The sequence below is a fragment of the Nitrospirillum goiasense genome, assembly GCF_034427435.1.
Taxonomy (GTDB): domain Bacteria; phylum Pseudomonadota; class Alphaproteobacteria; order Azospirillales; family Azospirillaceae; genus Nitrospirillum.
The window spans coordinates 537,425-555,401 of record NZ_JAXQNP010000001.1 but is presented as its reverse complement, the minus strand read 5'-3'; the positions used below and the strand labels follow the sequence as shown (position 1 = coordinate 555,401).

Annotated in this window: 21 protein-coding genes; 2 read left to right on the top strand and 19 right to left on the bottom strand. The window is 67.3% G+C overall.

All coding sequences use genetic code 11. The features are described 5' to 3' along the window. Positions 1-208: 208 nt before the first annotated feature. Both ULB03_RS02015 and ULB03_RS02010 read right to left on the bottom strand, forming a co-directional pair. Positions 209-1,021 (bottom strand): crotonase/enoyl-CoA hydratase family protein, encoded by an 813-nt coding sequence (locus ULB03_RS02015; protein WP_322481651.1) that lies wholly within the window; start codon positions 1,019-1,021, stop codon positions 209-211. A 17-nt stretch (positions 1,022-1,038) separates the two neighbouring features. Continuing rightward, complete coding sequence (locus ULB03_RS02010) at positions 1,039-3,084, bottom strand: NADPH-dependent 2,4-dienoyl-CoA reductase (RefSeq protein ID WP_322481650.1); 2,046 nt, start codon at positions 3,082-3,084, stop codon at positions 1,039-1,041. Between the two features lie 126 nt (positions 3,085-3,210). On the opposite strand from ULB03_RS02010, the gene ULB03_RS02005 reads away from it, so the two are divergent. Both ULB03_RS02005 and ULB03_RS02000 read left to right on the top strand, forming a co-directional pair. Beyond that, a complete protein-coding gene (locus ULB03_RS02005) occupies positions 3,211-3,771 on the top strand; it encodes a PadR family transcriptional regulator (protein WP_322481649.1) in 561 nt (186 codons plus the stop codon). Continuing rightward, positions 3,771-4,211 carry a hypothetical protein gene (locus ULB03_RS02000; RefSeq protein WP_322481648.1) on the top strand — a complete coding sequence of 147 codons (441 nt, stop codon included), beginning with the start codon at positions 3,771-3,773 and terminating at the stop codon, positions 4,209-4,211. The genes ULB03_RS02005 and ULB03_RS02000 overlap by 1 nt, the downstream gene beginning before the upstream one ends. A gap of 25 nt (positions 4,212-4,236) precedes the next feature. On the opposite strand, the gene ULB03_RS01995 is transcribed toward ULB03_RS02000, so the two are convergent. The 17 genes from ULB03_RS01995 to ULB03_RS01915 all read right to left on the bottom strand — a co-directional run bounded on the left by ULB03_RS01995 (position 4,237) and on the right by ULB03_RS01915 (position 17,875). After that, on the bottom strand, positions 4,237-5,829 hold the full coding sequence (locus ULB03_RS01995) for a Na+/H+ antiporter (protein WP_322481647.1): 1,593 nt from the start codon (positions 5,827-5,829) through the stop codon (positions 4,237-4,239). 138 nt (positions 5,830-5,967) lie between these two features. Then, a complete protein-coding gene (locus tag ULB03_RS01990; RefSeq protein WP_322481646.1) occupies positions 5,968-6,288 on the bottom strand; it encodes a type II toxin-antitoxin system RelE/ParE family toxin in 321 nt (106 codons plus the stop codon). After that, a complete protein-coding gene (locus tag ULB03_RS01985) occupies positions 6,289-6,534 on the bottom strand; it encodes a type II toxin-antitoxin system ParD family antitoxin (RefSeq protein ID WP_322481645.1) in 246 nt (81 codons plus the stop codon). A gap of 74 nt (positions 6,535-6,608) precedes the next feature. Next, entirely contained in the window at positions 6,609-7,667 is a 1,059-nt protein-coding gene (locus ULB03_RS01980; RefSeq protein WP_322481644.1) for an aldose epimerase family protein, read from the bottom strand. Between the two features lie 142 nt (positions 7,668-7,809). Then, complete coding sequence (locus ULB03_RS01975) at positions 7,810-8,487, bottom strand: DUF1275 family protein (protein WP_322481643.1); 678 nt, start codon at positions 8,485-8,487, stop codon at positions 7,810-7,812. A 4-nt stretch (positions 8,488-8,491) separates the two neighbouring features. After that, on the bottom strand, positions 8,492-9,934 hold the full coding sequence (locus ULB03_RS01970; protein WP_322481642.1) for an alginate export family protein: 1,443 nt from the start codon (positions 9,932-9,934) through the stop codon (positions 8,492-8,494). 56 nt (positions 9,935-9,990) lie between these two features. Further along, complete coding sequence (locus ULB03_RS01965; protein WP_322481641.1) at positions 9,991-10,902, bottom strand: VOC family protein; 912 nt, start codon at positions 10,900-10,902, stop codon at positions 9,991-9,993. A gap of 14 nt (positions 10,903-10,916) precedes the next feature. After that, positions 10,917-11,354 carry a DoxX family protein gene (locus ULB03_RS01960; protein WP_322481640.1) on the bottom strand — a complete coding sequence of 146 codons (438 nt, stop codon included), beginning with the start codon at positions 11,352-11,354 and terminating at the stop codon, positions 10,917-10,919. Between the two features lie 2 nt (positions 11,355-11,356). After that, positions 11,357-13,252 carry an amidohydrolase gene (locus tag ULB03_RS01955; RefSeq protein WP_322481639.1) on the bottom strand — a complete coding sequence of 632 codons (1,896 nt, stop codon included), beginning with the start codon at positions 13,250-13,252 and terminating at the stop codon, positions 11,357-11,359. A 3-nt stretch (positions 13,253-13,255) separates the two neighbouring features. After that, the gene (locus ULB03_RS01950) at positions 13,256-13,546 is read right to left on the bottom strand and encodes a XapX domain-containing protein (protein WP_322481638.1); all 291 of its coding nucleotides are present in this window, start codon (positions 13,544-13,546) and stop codon (positions 13,256-13,258) included. Positions 13,547-13,611: 65 nt separating this feature from the next. Then, positions 13,612-14,265: an isochorismatase family protein gene (locus tag ULB03_RS01945; RefSeq protein WP_322481637.1), complete on the bottom strand. Its 654-nt coding sequence runs from the start codon at positions 14,263-14,265 to the stop codon at positions 13,612-13,614. Positions 14,266-14,491: 226 nt separating this feature from the next. Continuing rightward, positions 14,492-15,040 (bottom strand): phosphatase PAP2 family protein, encoded by a 549-nt coding sequence (locus ULB03_RS01940; RefSeq protein WP_322481636.1) that lies wholly within the window; start codon positions 15,038-15,040, stop codon positions 14,492-14,494. 84 nt (positions 15,041-15,124) lie between these two features. After that, entirely contained in the window at positions 15,125-15,388 is a 264-nt protein-coding gene (locus ULB03_RS01935; protein WP_322481635.1) for a hypothetical protein, read from the bottom strand. A gap of 130 nt (positions 15,389-15,518) precedes the next feature. Next, entirely contained in the window at positions 15,519-15,899 is a 381-nt protein-coding gene (locus ULB03_RS01930) for a c-type cytochrome (RefSeq protein ID WP_322481634.1), read from the bottom strand. A 38-nt stretch (positions 15,900-15,937) separates the two neighbouring features. Next, positions 15,938-16,555: a PQQ-dependent catabolism-associated CXXCW motif protein gene (locus ULB03_RS01925; protein ID WP_322481633.1), complete on the bottom strand. Its 618-nt coding sequence runs from the start codon at positions 16,553-16,555 to the stop codon at positions 15,938-15,940. After that, a complete protein-coding gene (locus ULB03_RS01920; RefSeq protein WP_322481632.1) occupies positions 16,552-17,403 on the bottom strand; it encodes a substrate-binding domain-containing protein in 852 nt (283 codons plus the stop codon). Before ULB03_RS01920 ends, ULB03_RS01925 begins: the two co-directional genes overlap by 4 nt. Positions 17,404-17,416: 13 nt before the next feature. Then, complete coding sequence (locus ULB03_RS01915; RefSeq protein WP_211102249.1) at positions 17,417-17,875, bottom strand: c-type cytochrome; 459 nt, start codon at positions 17,873-17,875, stop codon at positions 17,417-17,419. Positions 17,876-17,977: the final 102 nt, after the last annotated feature.

Below are 17,977 nucleotides of genomic sequence, written 5' to 3'. Positions count from 1 at the left end.
TGTATGCCAAGGCGGGGACATCAACCTTATATTTTGAAAGAAAGAATCCGACAGACAAGCATAGGGCCATAATGATGAGCAGAGTACCCGATATTATCGTGTCGCGCGAAACGCTCATTAAATGATCTCATCTGCGAAGCCCTTCTAGCCTGACAAGGTGGCATGATGGCCTCCATGTTCCAATCCATTTTCCCCTCAAGGATATGGGTTATCGCCGGAAGCTCCGCTCCCTGAACTGCGGCGCTTCCTTTTTCAGGCCGGCGCGCAGCGCGATGCGCCAGTTGGGACCGCGCATGATCTGGAACTGGATGCGCCGTTCGGCGGCGAAGGCGCTTCGGACGCTGGCGCTCCAGGCGCGCTGGAATAGGGCCTTGGCGCCGGCCACCGCGTCGGGGGAGCGCGCGCACAGGTCCGCCGCCAAGTCCTGCGCCGCCGCGAGGGGATCATTCGCCAGCTCGGTCACCAGGTTCAGGGCCTTTGCCTCCGTCCCACGGATCACCTGAGCCGTCATGGTCAGGCGCTTGGCCACGTCGATGGGCACCAACTCGCGCAAGGATACGCTGCCGCTCATGTCGGGGATCAGGCCCCACTTGCCCTCCATGACCGACAATTCGCAGTCCGGCGTGGCGATGCGAAAGTCCGCCGCCAACGCCACCTGGAGGGCGCCGCCATAGCAGCGGCCGTGCAGGACGGCGATAACCGGGACCGGCAGCTCGCGCCAGCACCAGCAGGCACGCTGGAATAGGTTGGTGCTGCGGCCCAGGGTGACGAAGGCCTTGATGACCTCCCACGGCCGCGTGGTTACGGCGCCGAAATCCAGCCCGGCGCTGAAGGCGGGCCCGTCGCCGCTGAGGATGACGGCGCGGATTTGCGGCTGGCGCCGCAGGACAGCGGCGGTGCGCACCAACTGGCGCAGCGTATCCAAATCCAGGGCGTTCAGCTTTTCCGGCCGGGTCAGGCGGACATGGGCGATGGCGCCCTGGACCTCCAGGGCAACCCTCTGGGGCGCGGTTTCGGCCATGATAGTGTCTCCCCCGTTCAGAGCGCCGCCGCCAGACGGCTGCCCTGGTTGATGGCGCGCTTGGCGTCCAGCTCGGCGGCCACGTCCGCGCCCCCGATCAGGTGGACGGTGACCCCGGCGGCCGTCAGGGCCCCGTGCAGCTCGCGCAACGGCTCCTGCCCTGTGCACAGCACGATGGTGTTCGCCTCGATGACGGTTGGGTTTTCCCGCTTCTCGCCAAAGGTGATGACCAGGCCGGCCTCGTCGATGCGCTCATAGTTCACGCCGGCCAGCATCTGGACGTTTTTCATCTTCAACAGGCGACGGTGTATCCAGCCCGTGGTCTTGCCCAGGCCCTTGCCCAGGCCGCCGGGCTTGCGCTGCAGCAGGGTGACGTTGCGCGCCGGGGCGGTGATCTCTGGCCGCGTGACGCCGCCGCGTGTCAGGGCCGGGTCGGTCACGCCCCATTCCGCCTGCCAAGCGGCCAAGTCCAGGGTGGGGGAGGGGCCGTCCTGCACCAGGAATTCGCTGATGTCGAAACCGATGCCGCCGGCGCCGATGACCGCCACGCGCCGGCCCACCGGCTTATCATGGCGCAGCACGTCCAGGTAGGTCAGCACCCGGCCGCTGGCGATCCCAGCGTCCTGTCCTGGGATGCGCGGGTCGCGCGGGGTGACGCCCGTGGCCAGGATGACCGCGTCATAGCCGCCGCCGATCAGTTCCTCGGCGCCCACCTTGCGGTTCAGGTGCAGGTGGACGCCGGTCAGTTCGATCTGTCGGCCGAAATAGCGTAGCGTCTCATGGAACTCCTCCTTGCCGGGGATGCGCTTGGCCATGTTGAACTGGCCGCCGATCTCGCCCGCCGCCTCGAACAGGTCGACGTGATGGCCGCGCTGGGCGGCCACGGTGGCGGCGGCCAGGCCGGCGGGGCCGGCGCCCACCACGGCGATCCGCTTGCGCACGGCGGCGGGGGCGTAGGTCAGCTCCGTCTCATGGCAGGCGCGCGGGTTCACCAGGCAGGTGGAGATCTGCGCCTTGAAGGTATGGTCCAGGCAGGCCTGGTTGCAGCCGATGCAGGTGTTGATCTCGTCCGCCTTGCCGGCGGCGGCCTTGTTCACGAACGCCGGGTCCGCCAGCAGGGGCCGGGCCATGGACACCATGTCGGCGCAGCCCTCGGCCAGGATGTGTTCCGCCACCTCCGGCGTGTTGATGCGGTTGGTGGTGATCAGGGGGATGCCGACATTGCCTTTCATCTTCTTGGTCACCCAGGCGAAGGCGCCGCGGGGGACGGAGGTGGCGATGGTGGGGATGCGCGCCTCATGCCAGCCGATGCCGGTGTTGATCAGGGTGGCGCCCGCCGCCTCCACCGCCTTGGCCAGTCGCACCACCTCCTCCCACGTGCTGCCATCGGGGATCAGGTCCAGCATGGACAGGCGATAGATGATGATGAAGTCGCGGCCCACCGCCTCCCGCGTGCGGCGCACGATCTCCACCGGCAGGCGCATGCGGTTCTCGTACGATCCGCCCCAGGCATCGGTGCGTTTGTTGGTGTGGGTCACCAGGAATTGGTTAATGAAATAGCCTTCGGACCCCATGATCTCCACGCCGTCGTACCCCGCCTCCCGCGCCAGCAGGGCGCAACGGACGAAGGCGCGTATCTGCCGCTCGATCCCCCGGGCGCTCAGCGCGTGCGGGGTGAAGGGGCTGATGGGTGATTTCACGCGCGACGGCGCCACCGCGAAGGGGTGATAGCCATAGCGGCCGGTGTGCAGGATCTGCAGCGCGATCTTGCCCCCCTCCGCATGCACGGCGTCGGGGATGGGGCGGTGGCGCCGCGCGGTGGATGTCAGGGCCAGGGTGCCGCCCAGCGGCTTGGTCCAGCCGGCGATGTTCGGGGCGAAGCCGCCGGTGACGATCAGGCCCACCCCGCCGGCCGCCCGCTCGCCCAGATAGGTCGCCAGCCGGTTCAGCGTGTGGCAGCTGTCCTCCAGCCCCGTGTGCATGGATCCCATCAGCACGCGGTTGCGCAACTGCGTGAAGCCCAGGTCCAGTGGCTGCAGCAGGTGGGGGTAGGGGGATGTCATGGCGGCGCCCGGTTCTTATTGTGCAACTTGTTGCATAATGAGGCAGGCGCGTTGTTTGTGCAACTGGTTGCATAAAGGCGGCGGTGGCGGGTACCGTCAGGGGCCGCGTTCTTGGATCGAGCCTTCATGTCCCTGCCCCACGCCCTGCTGACCGCCCTGCTGGAACGTCCTTGCTCCGGTTCCGAACTGGCCGGCCGCTTCGACCGCTCCATCGGCTTTTTCTGGCAGGCGACCCACCAGCAGATTTATCGCGAGTTGAAGCGGCTGGAGGATCTGGGCTGGATCACGGCCCTGGCGCCGGAGGCCGGCCGGGGCCGCAAGCGCGCCTATGAGGTGCTTCCGGCGGGGCGGGAGGAACTGCGCCGCTGGACCGGGGAGGCGCGGGAGCCCAAGCCGCTGCGCGATGAACTGATGGTGCGGCTGCGGGCGGAGGCGGTGATCGGCCCCACCGACCTGGTGCGCGACATCGAAAGCCGCCTGGCCCAGCACCTGGAGAAGCTGGCGTTGTACCAGGAGATCGAGCGGCGCGACTTCAGCGACGGCGCCGCCAGCCGCCAGCGGGAGCTGCAACACCTGGTGTTGCAGGCCGGCGTGATGGCGGAAACGCTGTGGGTGGACTTCTGCCGCAAGGCCATCGCCGTGCTGGCGACGGATGAGGATGCGGGGACAATTTCGAGGGGGAGTTGATGGCATATCATAGGGCATCGACCCATCAGGCCATCATCGGGGCGTCGCTTATCGCGATGCTCCTGGCCGGACCGGCTATTGCTGAGGAACGGGGGGCCTGCTCGGCCGATCCCGACCTGGGCCAGAGTCGACACGTCCCGGGTCCCACGATTGACGCGGATCGTTTCAATCGGGTGCTGAAGTCCTGGGCGATGGCTCAAGGTTGGATGAAAGCCAACAATTATCGCGAGGCCGGTCGGGAGCTGCTGAGAGGTTTAGGAGCGATGGGTAAGTGTCCAATGCACAAGGCTCCCGAACCTCCTGCTGAATTTCTCGAGCAGCTTGCTGATGATGCTGAAGATCAGTGGAGCTATCAGCAGGCCGCCATCTTGAGATTCAAGGCCCTGATGTCAAATTTTGATAACTGTATGGATAATTTCCTTGATCATGGGGATCAATAGCTCAGCCTGTTGGGCATGAGGTGATTTAACCCAACCTCATCCGTGAGGTGGTGGCCGCCATCTCCTGCAGGTCCAGTTCATATTCCAGGACGTGCAACACGTCGTCGTGGATGCGGCCGGCGCGGTGCAGGCGCAGGATTTCCGCGCGGCCGGCGGCGATGGTGGCCAGGATCACGTCGTAATGCTCGCTGCGGTCGGCGCTCAGGACGTCCCGCTCCTTGGAATAGCGCTCGGCCACGCGGGCGCGGTGGGTGTACTGCTCCAGCAGGCGGGGGTGGCGGATGCTGCCGTCGGGATTGTGGGCGCGGGTGGTCACCGCTTCCAACTGCGCGGCGGTGACGGCGGCCATGGCCTGGGGGGCCGTCAGCACTGCGCCCTGGTGCCCGGCGGATTTGTCCAGGCCCAGCCAGCGGATCAGGGGGCCCAGGCTGCTGCCCTGGATCAGGACGGTGCCCAGGATGACGGCGAAGGCGGCGGCCAGGATCAGGTCACGCCCCGGCACCCCGGTGGGGATGGACAGGGCCACGGCCAGGGTGACCACGCCACGCATGCCGGCCCAGCTCAGCAACAACGCGCTGGCGGGGGACCACAACGGCCGGCGCTTCACCAGCAGGCCCAGGATCTGTCCCGCCCCCTCCGCCGCGAACACCCAGAGGAAGCGGGCGACCACGACGGTGCCCAGCACGGCCAGCACCGGCACGGCCAGGGTGCCCAGCGCGTGTTCCACACCGCCCAGGCGGCTCATGACGCCGCGCAGCGACAGGCCGATCAGGATGAAGACCAGGGCTTCCAGCACGAAGACCATGACCTGCCAGGCGGCGGTGCTCATCAGGCGCACGCTGGCGGTGAACACCTCATGCTGGTGCCAGCCCAGCACCAGGCCGGCGGCCACCGTGGCGATGACGCCGGAGACGCCCGCCGCCTCACCGCTGATATAGGCGGCCCAGGGCAACAGGAAGATGGCGGTGATGGTCAGGTGCTCATGCTTCAGCAGATGCAGGGCGCGCACCCACAGATAACCCAGCGCCCCGCCGATGATGACCCCGCCCACGGCCAGGCCGGTGAAGGCCAGGGTGGCCTGGCCCAGGCTGAAGGCGCCCGTGAGGGCGGCGGCGATGGCGAATCGGAACAGCACCAGGCCGGCGGCGTCGTTCAGCAGGCTCTCCCCCTCCAACAGCACGGTCAGGCGGCGGGGCAGGGTCACATGCTCCAGCACCGCCTTGGCCGCCACCGCGTCGGGGGGTGACACCACCGCGCCCAAGGCGAAGCACACCGCCCAGGGCAGATCCGGCACCAGCAGATGCGTGACGACGCCCACGGCCAGGGTGGTGAACAGCACGGCGCCGATGGCCAGTTGCAGGATGGCCGCCAGGTTGCGCCGGAACTCCCGCCAGACGGTGTAATAGGCGCCGTCCATCAGCAGCGGGGGCAGGAACAGCACCAGCACCAGGTCGGGGTCCAGGTCAAAGGCCGGCACGCCCGGCACGAAGGCCAGGCCCATGCCGCCGATGATCAGGGCTGCCGCCGGCGGCAGACCCAGGCGACCGGCCAGGAGCCGCAGGCCCAGGATGGCCACCAACAGCAGCAGGATGAATTCGAACTGCCCAACGCTGCCCATGATTCCCCGATGGTTTGTCGACAAAACGTTTATCGACGAGAACAGCGGGCCACGGTAGGCACCAGCGGCCGGCCGTTCTTGTCGGAATGCGCGCGAATTTGAAGGATAGTCCCGCCAATCACGGGACGGTGGGCGGGACTATCGCGACGCTTCCGGATCGTCGTGGAAATACGCCACCACGTCCCGATGTCCCTCCAGCAGGTTGATCACCTCGACGGTGTCCTCGCCATAGCGGAAGAAGATGACATAGCCTTTGAAGGCGAAGCTTCGCATGCCTTCCGCTAATTCCGGACGGGCACGGCCCAGCGTTCCGGGAAGGGAGGCCAGTTTCCGGCATTGGTGCTGAAGCACCTCCGCGAAGCCCCGGCCAACCGTCCGGCTGCCGCTTTCCCGGGTGATGTACTCAAGGATCGCCACCAGGTCATCGCGGGCAGAATCCAGAAAAATCAGCCGCCGCACTTAATAGCCAGCCTTGGCCAGTTCTTCCGCCTTGGCGTCCAGGATGCGGGTGACGTCATCGTCGGCATTGTGGCCGCCGGCGGCGATCGAGGCATTCAAGGTGTCGCGCAACGCCTGTAGTTTGGCCTCACGCTCCTCGACCAGGCGCAGTCCCTCGCGCACGACTTCACTGGCCGATCCATAGCGTCCGCTTTTGACGACGCTATCGACGAACCCTTCCCAACGTTCCCCGATGGAGACGTTCATGATCCACTCCTCCCCTGAAGCTCACCACCGCTTCATAACATAAAATGCGCAAGGATTGTTATTGGGCTTCGGGCTTATGACCGCCCGATGGTGAACACATAGCGGGTGGTGGATTGGAAGGTCTGGCCGGGGCGCAAGATCGTGCTGGGGAAGGCCGGATGGTTGGGGGAGTCCGGGAAGTGCTGGGTTTCCAGGGAGAAGCCGGGGGCGGGCGTGCCGTTCAGGGCGGGGGGCTTGGCCGGCAGGTAGAATTGCAGGCCCGGCTCGGTGGTGTAGACCCGCATCACGCGGCCCGACGCGCTGTCGGTCACCGTCGCCACGGGCGTTGCCAGGCTGGGGGCGACCGAGCTGGGGGTGGCCAGGACGAAGTTCTGGTCCATGCCGCCGGTCTTCAGGATGGCGGTGAGCCCGGTGGCGTGGCGCAGGTCGAAGCGCGTGCCGTCCACGGGCGCGATGCTGCCATCGGGAATGGCGTCGGGGCTGGTGGGGGTGTAGCGGTCGGCGGCGAGGGTGATGGCCTGGCCGTCCAGGGGTTGGCCTGCACCCGCCAGGTTGAAGAAAGCGTGGTTCGTCAGGTTGATCACCGTCGGCTTGTCCGTCGTGGCGGCATAGTCGATGGCGACGACGGTTTGACCGTCCTGGTGCAGCAGGCGATAGGTCACGCGCACGTCCATCGTGCCGGGGAAGCCCATTTCCCCATCCACGGACACATAATGGAACTCCACCCCATCGCCCACGGCCGTGGCCTGCCACATCCGGTTGTCAAATCCCTTAACCCCGCCGTGCAGGGTGTTGGGGCCCAGGTTGCGGTCCACCTGATAGGTGCGGTCATCCAAGGGGAAGGTGCCGTTGGCGATACGGTTGGCGAACCGGCCGACGGAGGCGCCGGCCATGACCCAGAACCCCGCCAGCGTCGTCGGGTCCTTGGGGAAGACCAGCACGTCCGAGCTATGGCCATCGCGGTCGGGCAGTTGCAGCGACACCATGCGCGCGCCATAGGTGGACAGCGTCAGGCGGGCGCTCTGGGTGGACAGGGTCAGCATTTCCGCCCGTTCCCCTTCCGGCGTCAGTCCCCAGGGGGCCCGTTCCAAGGTCGCCGCCAAGGCGGGATGTGTGCCAGCCAGCGCGATCACGCACGCGATCACACGCGCGATCACTGGCGCACATCGACCCGTCATCCGCTTGGTCCCAGTCATGTTCCCCCCTCTTTATCGCCACACGGCATGTTACCGCTAACTATAGCGGCTGCCGGCGCGGGGTGCGAGGGGGCGCGTCTCACGTCTTCGCCGGCTCATTCCCCACGACCAGCACGCCGATGAAGGCGATGACCGGCGGCACGACGAAGGCCCATTCGCGCACCACCAGGAACAGGCCCGCGGCGGCGGCGCAACCGAACGCGAAGCCGATGACGCTGGCCGACATCTTGCCCAGGCGGCCCTTGGCGGCGGCCCGCGCCTCCGCCGGCACGCCACGCATCAGGTCGGCCAGGTCGATCATGATTTGCGTCGTGGTGCCGGTCATCAGCGTGGTGGGCGGCGTCGTGCTCATATGGGCGCGGTGCATGCCGTTCTGCAGGGCCATGGCCGTCACCAGCACCATGCCGGTGACGATGGCCGGCAGCGCGTCGCCGTCATGGAAGGGGCCGAAGTGGATGGCCAGGGCGGCGCCGGCGGCCAGCAGCAGCATCTTCAGCACCAGCAGGGTGCGCAGGATGGGCACCTGGCGCCGCTCCAGCCCCGCGCAGAGGAAACGCGATAGGATCACCACCACGCAGAACACCGGCAGGGCCAGCAGCTTGGCCCCGGCGCCGGAGGTGCCCAGCACCAGCGACGCGCCGAAGGTGACGAAGTTGCCGGTGACATGGGCGGTGAACAGCCCCTGCAAGGCCAGGAAGCCGGCGGTGTCGACATAGCCGCCGTTGATGCTCAACAACACGGGCAAACCCTGTTTCATGGCCTTACCATCCCAGTTTGACTTCGATGCCCAGATAATCGCTGTCGTGCCCGCCGGCGCGCCGCAGGGTGTCGCCGATGGCGTAATGCACCGCCTCCACCGCCGTGGTCAGGTTGGCGGTGACGGCATAGTCCGCGCGCAACTGGCCGTAAACGCCGGTCCAGGGTGTGCCCTTGCCGGCGGTGCCGGGAACGGCGATGGTGGGCTGGGCATAGACGGCATCCGCCGTCGTCTGCCGCCACAACAGGCCCGCCGCCGTCATCAGGCTCAGCTTCGGCAAAGGCTTCACCGTCAGCGATGGCTTCAGGTGGATCAGGTTGGCATAACCGGTGTAGCCCGCCAGCGCGAAATAATAGCCGTTGGGGAACAGCGGGTTGAAGGTCCCCAGCCGCCCGTCGCCCGGCCGGTCGTCGCCCGAGGCGGCATCCGCCTGTAGGCCCAGGCGCGGCGTCCAGACGACGTGGGTCAAGGTGTAGCCGGTCAGGGCGCCGACCGCCCAGGACCCCACGGCCTTGGGGCCAACCGACCCCCATTGGGCCATGCCTTCCACGTCCCAGTCGAAGCCCGCCGCCGCGCCGGCATAGCGCACGTCGAAGATGTCGCGCCGCTCCAGCCCGCTGGCATCCAGGTATTTGGCGGTATCGTTCTGGTAGCGGGAATAATAGGCGGACAATTCCCCCGGTCCCACGTTGGCGTGTTCCACGCGGATGCCGCCATATTGCAGATGGGTGTTGGAATAATCGTCGAACGGCTCCCCTGTGCGGTACTGCACCGGGTGGCTCCAGAAACTGATGATGCGCCAGGGGGCGCTTTCTACGTTTACCCACACGGCGTCGAAGGCTTGGCGCACATTGGGGCCGTCGCGGGTGGAAACGAAGCGCTGGCGGTCGAAACCCATCTCCTGCCGGCCGGCGCGCACCTTCAGTGTGATGTCGTCGGTGAGGTCGCCGCTGTAGGCGACGAAGGCCTGGCGCAGATCGGCCTGGTTCTGGTCGGCGGGGGTCAGGGTGGTCTTGTCGAAGGCGCGCGCATCCTCGAACTGGCCGAACAGCTGCCAATGGCCGTCGATGCGCAGGTCCAGGTGGGTTTGCAGGCGCTGGATGACATAGCTGTCGCCCTTGCGCCCGCCGACGCCGAACAGGGGCGCCTCGTTATCCTCGAAGCGCTCGCGCAGGGTCAGGCCCAGCGACAGGTAGGTCTGGGCGTTGGTGGCATCCAGCGGGATGTACTTCAGTCCGTCAAGCGGTTCGGTGCGCAACGCCGGATCGGCCAGGGCCGACCAATCCTCCTGCCAGCGGTTGGACTTGATGGCCGGGCGGGTCGCGGCCGGGGCCGCGGGCGTTTCTATCGTGTCGTCTTCCTGCGCCCTGGCGCTGGTGGCGAAGGCGCAGGCCAGGGCCAGGCTGGTGCCCAGGGTGAGCGTGCCCAGAGTAAGCGAGGATGCCATCAGGTGCCGACGGCACAGGGGCGATGCAGGGTGCCGTCGGCGCGCCATGATGGGACTTAGGACGCGGCGCTGTGGATTTCGGCGATGTAACCGCCGGGGAACTGCACCACCACGGCCTTGCGGTGATCGGCGGTGTAGGGCTCCACCACCACCGTCACGCCGGCGGCCTTGGCCTTGGCCAGGGTCTCGTCCAGGTTCTTGACCTCATAGCCCGTCATCTCCCGGCCATACGGCCAGGGCAGGTGGCCGTCGGTGACCAGCACGGTCATCTTGCCGAAGGCGCTCTCGATACGGACGCGGCGATAGGTGTCGTTGGGCCGGCCGATTTCCACGCCCGGGGCCTTGGCATCATCGGACACCACCTTGCCATGGCTGAAGGCCAGGAAGTCCTTCACGAACTCCGTCACCTTGTGGGCGGAGACGTAGGCGCGGTTCTCCGGCACGGTTTCGAAGGCGGTGTAGTTGGGCGTCGTGGTGTGCCAGTACAGCTGCATGTTCACGCCACCCGGCCATTGGATGACGGTGTCGCGGCCGATGGGGTCGGGGAAGGGTTCCACCAGCACGTCGGCGCCGGCGGCGACGGCGGCCTTGGTCGCCACGTCCATATCGGTCACCAGATAGCCCGTACGCTCCGCCCCGAAAGGGTAGGGAATGGGGGTCTTGAATCCGAACAGGGAGACGGTGCCCACCGGGGTCTGCAGCAACTGCGACGTGGTGCTGCTGGCGGTGGGGGTGACGGTGGCCACCACCTGCTTGGTGCTCTGCCCACCAAAGGTGGCCAGGAAGCTGGCCGCGAACTTGTCGACATCCTCCACCGCCACATAGACGTGGGTGGTGTCGTACTGCGGCGCCACGGCGACGACCGGGGTGGGGTGGGAAGCGGCCGCGGAGGCCTGCAGGGGAAGCGCCAGGGGCAGGGCCAGGCAGGCGCCTGTCAGCAGGGCGGCGGCATAAGAACGGATACGCATCGGAAAGGCTCCCATCAGGATGCGGACGGTGAAAGATCGCGGGACTTCAGGTCGTGCCAGGCCACCAGCAGGAAGCCGCCGACCAGTCCCAGATGTTCGTAAAAGGCGTTCGCGGTCATGGCGCGCTCAGGCCCCGCCATGGTCCAGTAACGGTTGGCGACGAAGGTGGCGAACAGGGTGAAGCCCGCCAGGGCCAGCGCGCCCAACCAGCGCAGGCGGCCGGCCAGGATCAGCAGCGAGGCCCCCAGCTCCAGCACGATGACCGCCGCCGCCAAGGCGGGAAGGGGTGGCATGCCGAAGTGCGCCAGTTCGGCCACGGCCCCACTGAAATCCAGGGCCTTGTTGATTCCGCCCTGGAGATAGGCGGCGCAGAGGCCCAGCAGCGCCACCCACCGCACGATGGGGGGCGTCAGCAGGGAGGCGGCGACCCGGTCCAGTGAGGCCGTCTCCATGATCAGACGGCCCAGCAGGCGCAGCCCAAGGCGCCCCAGAAGGACTTCAGGTCCCGGATGGGCAGCTTTGCCGACCAGGCGGTGGCGTGGCTGTGGCCATGCACGCCGCAGGCGCTGTCACAACCGCAGGACTGGGCCGCCTGGCGCTGCAGCTTGGTGTTGGTCGGTTCCAGCAGGTTCCAGGCGCCATAGCCGCCGAAGGTCCGCACCGGCGACCAGTCGGGCATGGCCGGCGGCACGGGGGCGGCGTCGTGGTCGGCGAAGTCACCGGCGCCGTAAACCACCTTGCCTCCCACCACGGTCAGCAGGGCGGTGGTGTCGGCGATTTCATCCTCGGCACAGGCGAAGAAGTCGCGGTCGGGCACGATCAGGTCGGCCAGCTGGCCTTCCTGGATGCGGCCCTTCTTGCCCTCTTCGTTGGAGAACCAGGTGGTGTTCTCCGTCCACATGCGCAGGGCCGTCTCGCGGTCCAGGCAGTTGGCGCGGGGGTAGAGGTGCAGGCCGCCCACCGTCTTGCCGGTGATCAGCCAGGCCAGCGAGACCCAGGGGTTGTAGCTGGCGACACGGGTGGCATCGGTGCCGGCGGAAACCTTGACGCCCTTTTCCAGGATGCGCGCCACCGGCGGCGTGGCCGCGGCGGCCCCCAGGCCATAGCGCTCCACGAAATATTCGCCCTGGTAGGCCATGCGGTGCTGTACGGCGATGCCGCCGCCCAGGGCCGCGATGCGGTCGATGGATTCGTCGGAGATGGTTTCGGCGTGGTCGAAGAACCAGTTCAGGCCCTCCAGCGGCACGTCCTGGTTCACCTTCTCGAACACGTCCAGGGCGCGGCTGATGGTCTCGTCATAGGTGGCGTGCATGCGCCAGGGCCAGCGGTTCTGCGCCAGGATGCGCACCACCTCCTCCAGGTCGCCCTCCATCTCCGGCGCCATGTCGGGCCGGGGCTGGCGGAAATCCTCGAAGTCCGCGGCGGAGAACACCAGCATCTCGCCGGCGCCGTTGTGGCGGAAATAGTCGGTGCCCTGCTTGTAGGTCGAGGTCCGCGTCCAGTTCAGGAAGTCGTCCTTCTCGCCCTTGGGCTTCTGCGTGAACAGGTTGTAGGCCAGGCGGATGGTCAGCAGGTCCTCATCCGCCAGCTTCTGGATGACTTCATAGTCATCGGGGTAGTTCTGGAAGCCGCCGCCGGCGTCGATGGCGCCGGTGACGCCCAGCCGGTTCAGCTCCCGCATGAAATGGCGGGTGGAGTTCACCTGGTATTCGAAGGGCAGCTTGGGGCCCTTGGCCAGCGTGGCGTAGAGGATGGCGGCGTTGGGCTTGGCCAGCAGCAGGCCGGTGGGGTTGCCGTTGGCATCGCGCAGGATCTGGCCGCCCGGCGGCTCCGGCGTGTCCTTGGTGTAGCCCACGGCGCGCAGGGCGGCGCCGTTCAGCAGCGCGCGGTCGTACAGGTGCAGGATGAACACCGGCGTATCCGGCGCCACGGCGTTCAGTTCCTCGATGGTGGGCAGGCGCTTTTCCACGAACTGGTGTTCGGTGAAGCCACCGACCACCCGCACCCACTGCGGGGCGGGGGTGACGGCCACCTGGCGCTTCAGCATGGCCATGGCGTCGGCCAGGCTGCGCACACCGTCCCAGCGCAGCTCCATATTGAAGTTCAGGCCGCCGCGGATGATGTGCAGGTGGTTGTCGATCAGGCCCGGCAGGACGCGGCGGCCCTTCAGGTCGATCACCTTGGTGCCGGGGCCGGCGTGGGCCATCACCTCACGCTCGCCACCCACCTTCAGGAAGCGGCCGTCCTTGACGGCCACGGCGGTGGCGGTGGGGTTGGCGCGATCCAGCGTGGTGAACAGCCCGTGATGCAGGATCAGGTCGGCCGTCTGGACATCAGCAGCGGTGGTCATTTCTCAGGTCCCTTTAGCGGTATCGGGTGCGGCGGCATCCGCGGTGGCGGCTTTGGGCGCGCCTTGCGGCAAATGGCCGAACATGTGCGGGCGCACCTGTTCCTGCATCCAGGACAGGGCGGCTGGTTCCTTGGCCCACAGGGTCTTCAGCAGGGGCGGGATCTGCTCACCCACCAGGATGCCCAGCAGGCCCACCAGGGCAACCACGGGCGGGGCGGGGGACCGGACGTTGATCAGGGCGTAGATCACGCCCACCAGCAACCCGGCGCCCAGCGACAAGAGGTAGACTTTCATGGGGGCGTTCTCCCTGCCGCCAGAAGAGGGACGCGGCCGGACCTGGGCCCGGCCGCGCTGACGGCTCAGCCCTCGTGGGCGTTGAACATGGTCTTGGCGTAGGTGATGCCCAGGCCATAGGCGCCGCCGAACTTCTTGGCGATGCCGGTGGTCATGTCGTAGGTCTCGGTCCGGGCCCAGTCGCGCTGCAGTTCCAGCATGTACTGCAGGGCGGTGATCGGGCGGGCGCCGGCCTGGACCATGCGCTCCACCGCGCGCTCATGCGCCTCGGTCGACACGTCGCCGCAGGCGTCGGTGATGACATAGACCTCAAAGCCCTGGTCGATGGCCGACAGGGCCGGGCCGACGATGCAGACGCTGGTCCACAGGCCGGCCAGCACGATGCGCGACTTGCCGATGGCGTTGATCTGGTGGATGACCGCGGCGTCTTCCCAGGTGTTCATGGACGTGCGGTCCAGCAGATCCTGGCCGGGGAAGGCATCGGTGATCTCGGCGTACATCGGGCCGGAGAAGCTCTTCACCGCCACGGTGGTCAGGATGGTCGACACCTTGAAGCCGGCGGCGGCGTTGGCCACCAGGGCCGCGTTGTTGCGCAGCATGATCGCGTCGATCGAGTTGGTCGCGAAGGACATCTGCGACTGGAAGTCGATCATGATCAGGGTGTGATCGGTGGGGGTCAGCAGCTTGGCGCCGGGGGTGGGCGTGGCCGTGATGGACATGATGTTTTCCTTGCGAAGGCTGGCGGGGTTTCGAAAATCGCTGCCGGTCGTGATTGCCGGCGCGGCCCATAAATGGCGCCAATAGCCTTCGAGGATCTTGTCGAAAGGGTTGGGGATTTGAAGTTCGAGACGGTTCAGTCACCGACGGGGTTGGTCCCGCCGGAGCCTGCGCCCGCGTGTCGCACCCCGGCATCCGGACGCGCCGGAAGGGTCGGGCCCTATGAGGTTACAAGGTCACCCAATGCCGGATCAGGCCGTCCAGCCAGCCGACGGTGAGGAAGGCGATGGGGATGGTCACCGCCAGGGTCGCGGCCAGCCACAGGCGAGAGCCCGTCCGGATGCGGCGCACCGCCCAGGGGCACCCGGTGGCCAGCAGCCCCAGCGACCCGACGGCGAAGCCGCCCAGGACGTCCACCCAGGTGTGCTCCGTCAGCAGGATGCGCGACACCCCCTCCAGCAGGGCGATCACGGCCAGTCCCGCCAGGAACATGGGCAGGGTGGTGCGGTCCCGGTTCAGGCCGCCGCGCAGATAGATGACCAGCAGCCCACCATAGAAGGCCACGGCCAGGGTGACGTGCCCGCTGGGGAAATGGGGCAGGTCCGGATCACCGCGCAGCACCGCGCGGATCGCCAGCGCGACCAGCAGCGACGTCGCCACCCCGCCGCCCCACGCCGCCGCGACCAGGTAATCCCGCCGGGCCAGCAGCACGCCCACCAGGGCGACGAACAGGGGCAGGACGAAGCCGATCGTGGCCAGGGTACTGAGCAGCTGCATGACCATCCATCACGGGGAACCCACGGGACGAGGGCGCAGACTAGCAGCCGGCGCTCGCCAAGGGCCAGAGCCACCGGGTCGCGGTCATTGATTGTGCACAACATCCGCGTCCAGGCGGAAGATCAGTTCGTCCACCAGCCTGTCCAGGCGCGGGGCGTGCGCATAGCCCGCCACCCCACCGTCCGCTTCGATGGTCCGCGTCAGCGTGTCCGGATTGGCCCGGATGCGGGCCCACTTGACCAGGAACGCCCCTTCATCATCCGGCTGCGCCGCGCCGAATACCGCCTGGTCTGCGGCAATGGGGTCCGCCTGCTGTGCGAAGAAAATCGGCAGGTCGGTGTCCTGCACGGGGCGTAGAGCGCGAAACGATGTCATATGCCCCACCATAACCCCCATTCCTCGGCGCGCCCCCCGGGCACAAACAAAAACACCCCCGCCCGGCGGTTCCAGGCGGGGGTGTCTTGGGAACGATATCCGCTTACTTCAGCGTCTCGAGATAGGCGATGACGTTGTCGCGGTCCTTTTGATCCTTCAGGCCGACGAACACCATCTTGGTGCCCGGCACCACGGCGCGCGGATCGGTCAGATAGGTGTCCAGCTCCTTGGCCGTCCATTCCTTGTTGGCGCCCTTCATGGCCGCGGAATAGTCATAGCCCGGCGCGGTGGCGGACTTGCGGCCGACGACGCCATGCAGGCTGGGGCCGACCTTGTTCACGCCGGCGTCGATGGAATGGCAGATCGCGCACTTCTTGAACACCACTTGGCCGGCGGTAGCATCGCCCGCCGCCAGGGCCGTGCCCGCCGATCCACCCGCGATGATCGTGGCGGTCACCGCCGCCCAAAGTCCGATACGTCGCACTTCAACTCTCCTTTGCCTGTTCTCTGGTCGTCGTGAACTCAGGGAACCCCCGGGGCCTCCGGGGGGGTCAGCGCCGTGGCGGTGGCCAGGGGCAATCCGGCGACGCGCCAGCCGTCAACGCCGTCCGGGTACCAGGCGACATTGGTGTAACCATAACTGGCGGCGCGCTTGGTTGCATTCCAGCTCATCCAACACTCGGGCAGACAATAGAACACCAGCGGGCGGCTCTTGTCGCCCCCGCTTAAAGTCGCAAGTTGTTGCTGGAACCACTTTTCCAGAAGGGGATTTAAGGCGCCCCGGCCCACGTCGGGCAACCAGACGCTGCCCGGCAGGTCGGTGTGGGGCAGGGGCATCCAAGGGGAGTCCGGCGCCATCCCCGCCGGGCGGCGGGGGGCCGATACCACGTCCACCAGGATCACACGGTCGCCCTGCCGCGCCAGCAGGTCCCGCAGGGCATCTGTGGTCAACACCCGGCCACCCGTCACCGTTGCCGGCACCGGCGCCCGGTAGTCGTCCAGGCGATAGCCCGGGGGTTCAGGCACCGGGGTGGCTGGCACCGGGGTGGCTGATTGCGCCAACGCGTCGGCCGCCAGCAGGCCCGATGCCAGTACACCCAATGCCAGGCCGGCGGCACGCGCCGCCGTGCCCAGCCTCATGGCTTGGCGCCGGCGCCGGGCAGGGTGCCGGGAATGGGCTTGTTCTCCTCATCCAGCAAGGGGATGCCATACTCCGCCAACAGCGTATCCACCTCGGCCCGATGGCGGCGCAGCGCCTGGTCCACGGTGCGCCGCCATTCGGGTTCGTTGGCGCGCACGCCCATGGTGATGCGGAAATCCAGGCGGTTGCCCTCACCTTCCGGGTCCAGGAAAGCGGCCCTGAGGGGCAGCTTCTCCTTCTTGATGTAATAGCCGGCGATGGGACCCCACAGCAGGGCCACGTCGATCTTGCGGTCCACCAGGTCCTGCAACATCGCCCGCGAGGGCGACTCGTACCGGGTGTCCACCGTCAGCGCGTAGGAGGTCGTCCTGGGCATCAGGTTGTGGCGCAACAGCAGGTCGGTGGGGGGCGTCGCCGCCACCAGGCCGAAACGCTTGTCGGCCAGGCTGGGGTCGCCCACCGAGGTGGCGGTGAGGCCGGCGTCCGCCCGCGTCACGATCATATAGCCGCTGTGGTAATAGGTGCTGGTGTTGTCCATCAGCGGGTCGCCCGCCACGGTGCCCATGACCAGGTCGCACTGGCGGGCGCGCAGGGTGTTGCGGACGAACCCCATCACCTGGGGGAACCAGACGTAGCTGACGGGCAGCTTCAGGTCCTGGCCGATGATGGCCGCGACCTTGTTCTCAAACCCCTCCTCCTTCTGGTTGGAGTAGGGCAGGTCGTTGGGGTCGGCGCAGATGCGCAATTCGGTGCGGGACACCAACTCGGCCGTTTGGGCCCAGGCTGGTGCGGCGGTCAGGGACAGCGGCAGCAAGGCCGCCATCGCCAGGCGGAAGGCCGTTTTCATGAGGGCGCCGCTCTCAATCCCCGATGCGTTGCGGGCGGCCGCGGCCCAGGGCGCCGTCGGACCGCGCCTTGAGGTAGCCGTAGATGTCATCCAGGTAATTGGCCACGTCCTCCGTCGTGCCGAAGGACGGCATGACGTTGTTGTTGGCGGTGTTCACGTTCTTGCGACCATTGATCACCGTCTCGGCGAAGGCGTCATAGTCCATGTGCTTCAGGCTGTCCGTCAGGTCCGGGGCGTAGGAGCTGCCGGCCCCGTCGGGGCCGTGGCACCGCATGCAGGACTCGCCGTAGCGGCGATAGCCGTTGTAGGTGCCAGGATCGACCTTGCCGCCTTCCACCTTATACGGCTTCGCCTCTGCCGCCTTGGCGGCGGTGGGCGCGCTGCCATCCGCGGCACCGGCGGCGCCGGCGGCAACACAGAGCGGCAGGGCCATGAGAGTGATGGCAGCGGTCAGCGCCAAGCGTTTCGGCATCAATCGAACCTCTTTCACAGAATGTGGTTTTGCGTGCTGTTTTTCGCGTGCGCAGTTCAGGCTGAGTGGCCCGGTTGGTGGGTAAAGAAACCCCGCCTGGGG

What these genes read in the sequence shown, in the direction of transcription:
- ULB03_RS01920 (WP_322481632.1), bottom strand. Translation starts at nt 17,403, where the DNA reads ATGAAAACGGCCTTCCGCCTGGCGATGGCGGCCTTGCTGCCGCTGTCC.
- ULB03_RS01940 (WP_322481636.1), bottom strand. Translation starts at nt 15,040, where the DNA reads ATGCAGCTGCTCAGTACCCTGGCCACGATCGGCTTCGTCCTGCCCCTG.
- ULB03_RS01970 (WP_322481642.1), bottom strand. Translation starts at nt 9,934, where the DNA reads ATGGCATCCTCGCTTACTCTGGGCACGCTCACCCTGGGCACCAGCCTG.
- ULB03_RS02010 (WP_322481650.1), bottom strand. Translation starts at nt 3,084, where the DNA reads ATGACATCCCCCTACCCCCACCTGCTGCAGCCACTGGACCTGGGCTTC.
- ULB03_RS01945 (WP_322481637.1), bottom strand. Translation starts at nt 14,265, where the DNA reads ATGTCCATCACGGCCACGCCCACCCCCGGCGCCAAGCTGCTGACCCCC.
- ULB03_RS01955 (WP_322481639.1), bottom strand. Translation starts at nt 13,252, where the DNA reads ATGACCACCGCTGCTGATGTCCAGACGGCCGACCTGATCCTGCATCAC.
- ULB03_RS01925 (WP_322481633.1), bottom strand. Translation starts at nt 16,555, where the DNA reads ATGAGGCTGGGCACGGCGGCGCGTGCCGCCGGCCTGGCATTGGGTGTA.
- ULB03_RS01985 (WP_322481645.1), bottom strand. Translation starts at nt 6,534, where the DNA reads ATGAACGTCTCCATCGGGGAACGTTGGGAAGGGTTCGTCGATAGCGTC.
- ULB03_RS01950 (WP_322481638.1), bottom strand. Translation starts at nt 13,546, where the DNA reads ATGAAAGTCTACCTCTTGTCGCTGGGCGCCGGGTTGCTGGTGGGCGTG.
- ULB03_RS02015 (WP_322481651.1), bottom strand. Translation starts at nt 1,021, where the DNA reads ATGGCCGAAACCGCGCCCCAGAGGGTTGCCCTGGAGGTCCAGGGCGCC.
- ULB03_RS01965 (WP_322481641.1), bottom strand. Translation starts at nt 10,902, where the DNA reads ATGCGTATCCGTTCTTATGCCGCCGCCCTGCTGACAGGCGCCTGCCTG.
- ULB03_RS01915 (WP_211102249.1), bottom strand. Translation starts at nt 17,875, where the DNA reads ATGCCGAAACGCTTGGCGCTGACCGCTGCCATCACTCTCATGGCCCTG.
- ULB03_RS01995 (WP_322481647.1), bottom strand. Translation starts at nt 5,829, where the DNA reads ATGGGCAGCGTTGGGCAGTTCGAATTCATCCTGCTGCTGTTGGTGGCC.
- ULB03_RS02005 (WP_322481649.1), top strand. Translation starts at nt 3,211, where the DNA reads ATGTCCCTGCCCCACGCCCTGCTGACCGCCCTGCTGGAACGTCCTTGC.
- ULB03_RS01960 (WP_322481640.1), bottom strand. Translation starts at nt 11,354, where the DNA reads ATGGAGACGGCCTCACTGGACCGGGTCGCCGCCTCCCTGCTGACGCCC.
- ULB03_RS01975 (WP_322481643.1), bottom strand. Translation starts at nt 8,487, where the DNA reads ATGAAACAGGGTTTGCCCGTGTTGTTGAGCATCAACGGCGGCTATGTC.
- ULB03_RS02000 (WP_322481648.1), top strand. Translation starts at nt 3,771, where the DNA reads ATGGCATATCATAGGGCATCGACCCATCAGGCCATCATCGGGGCGTCG.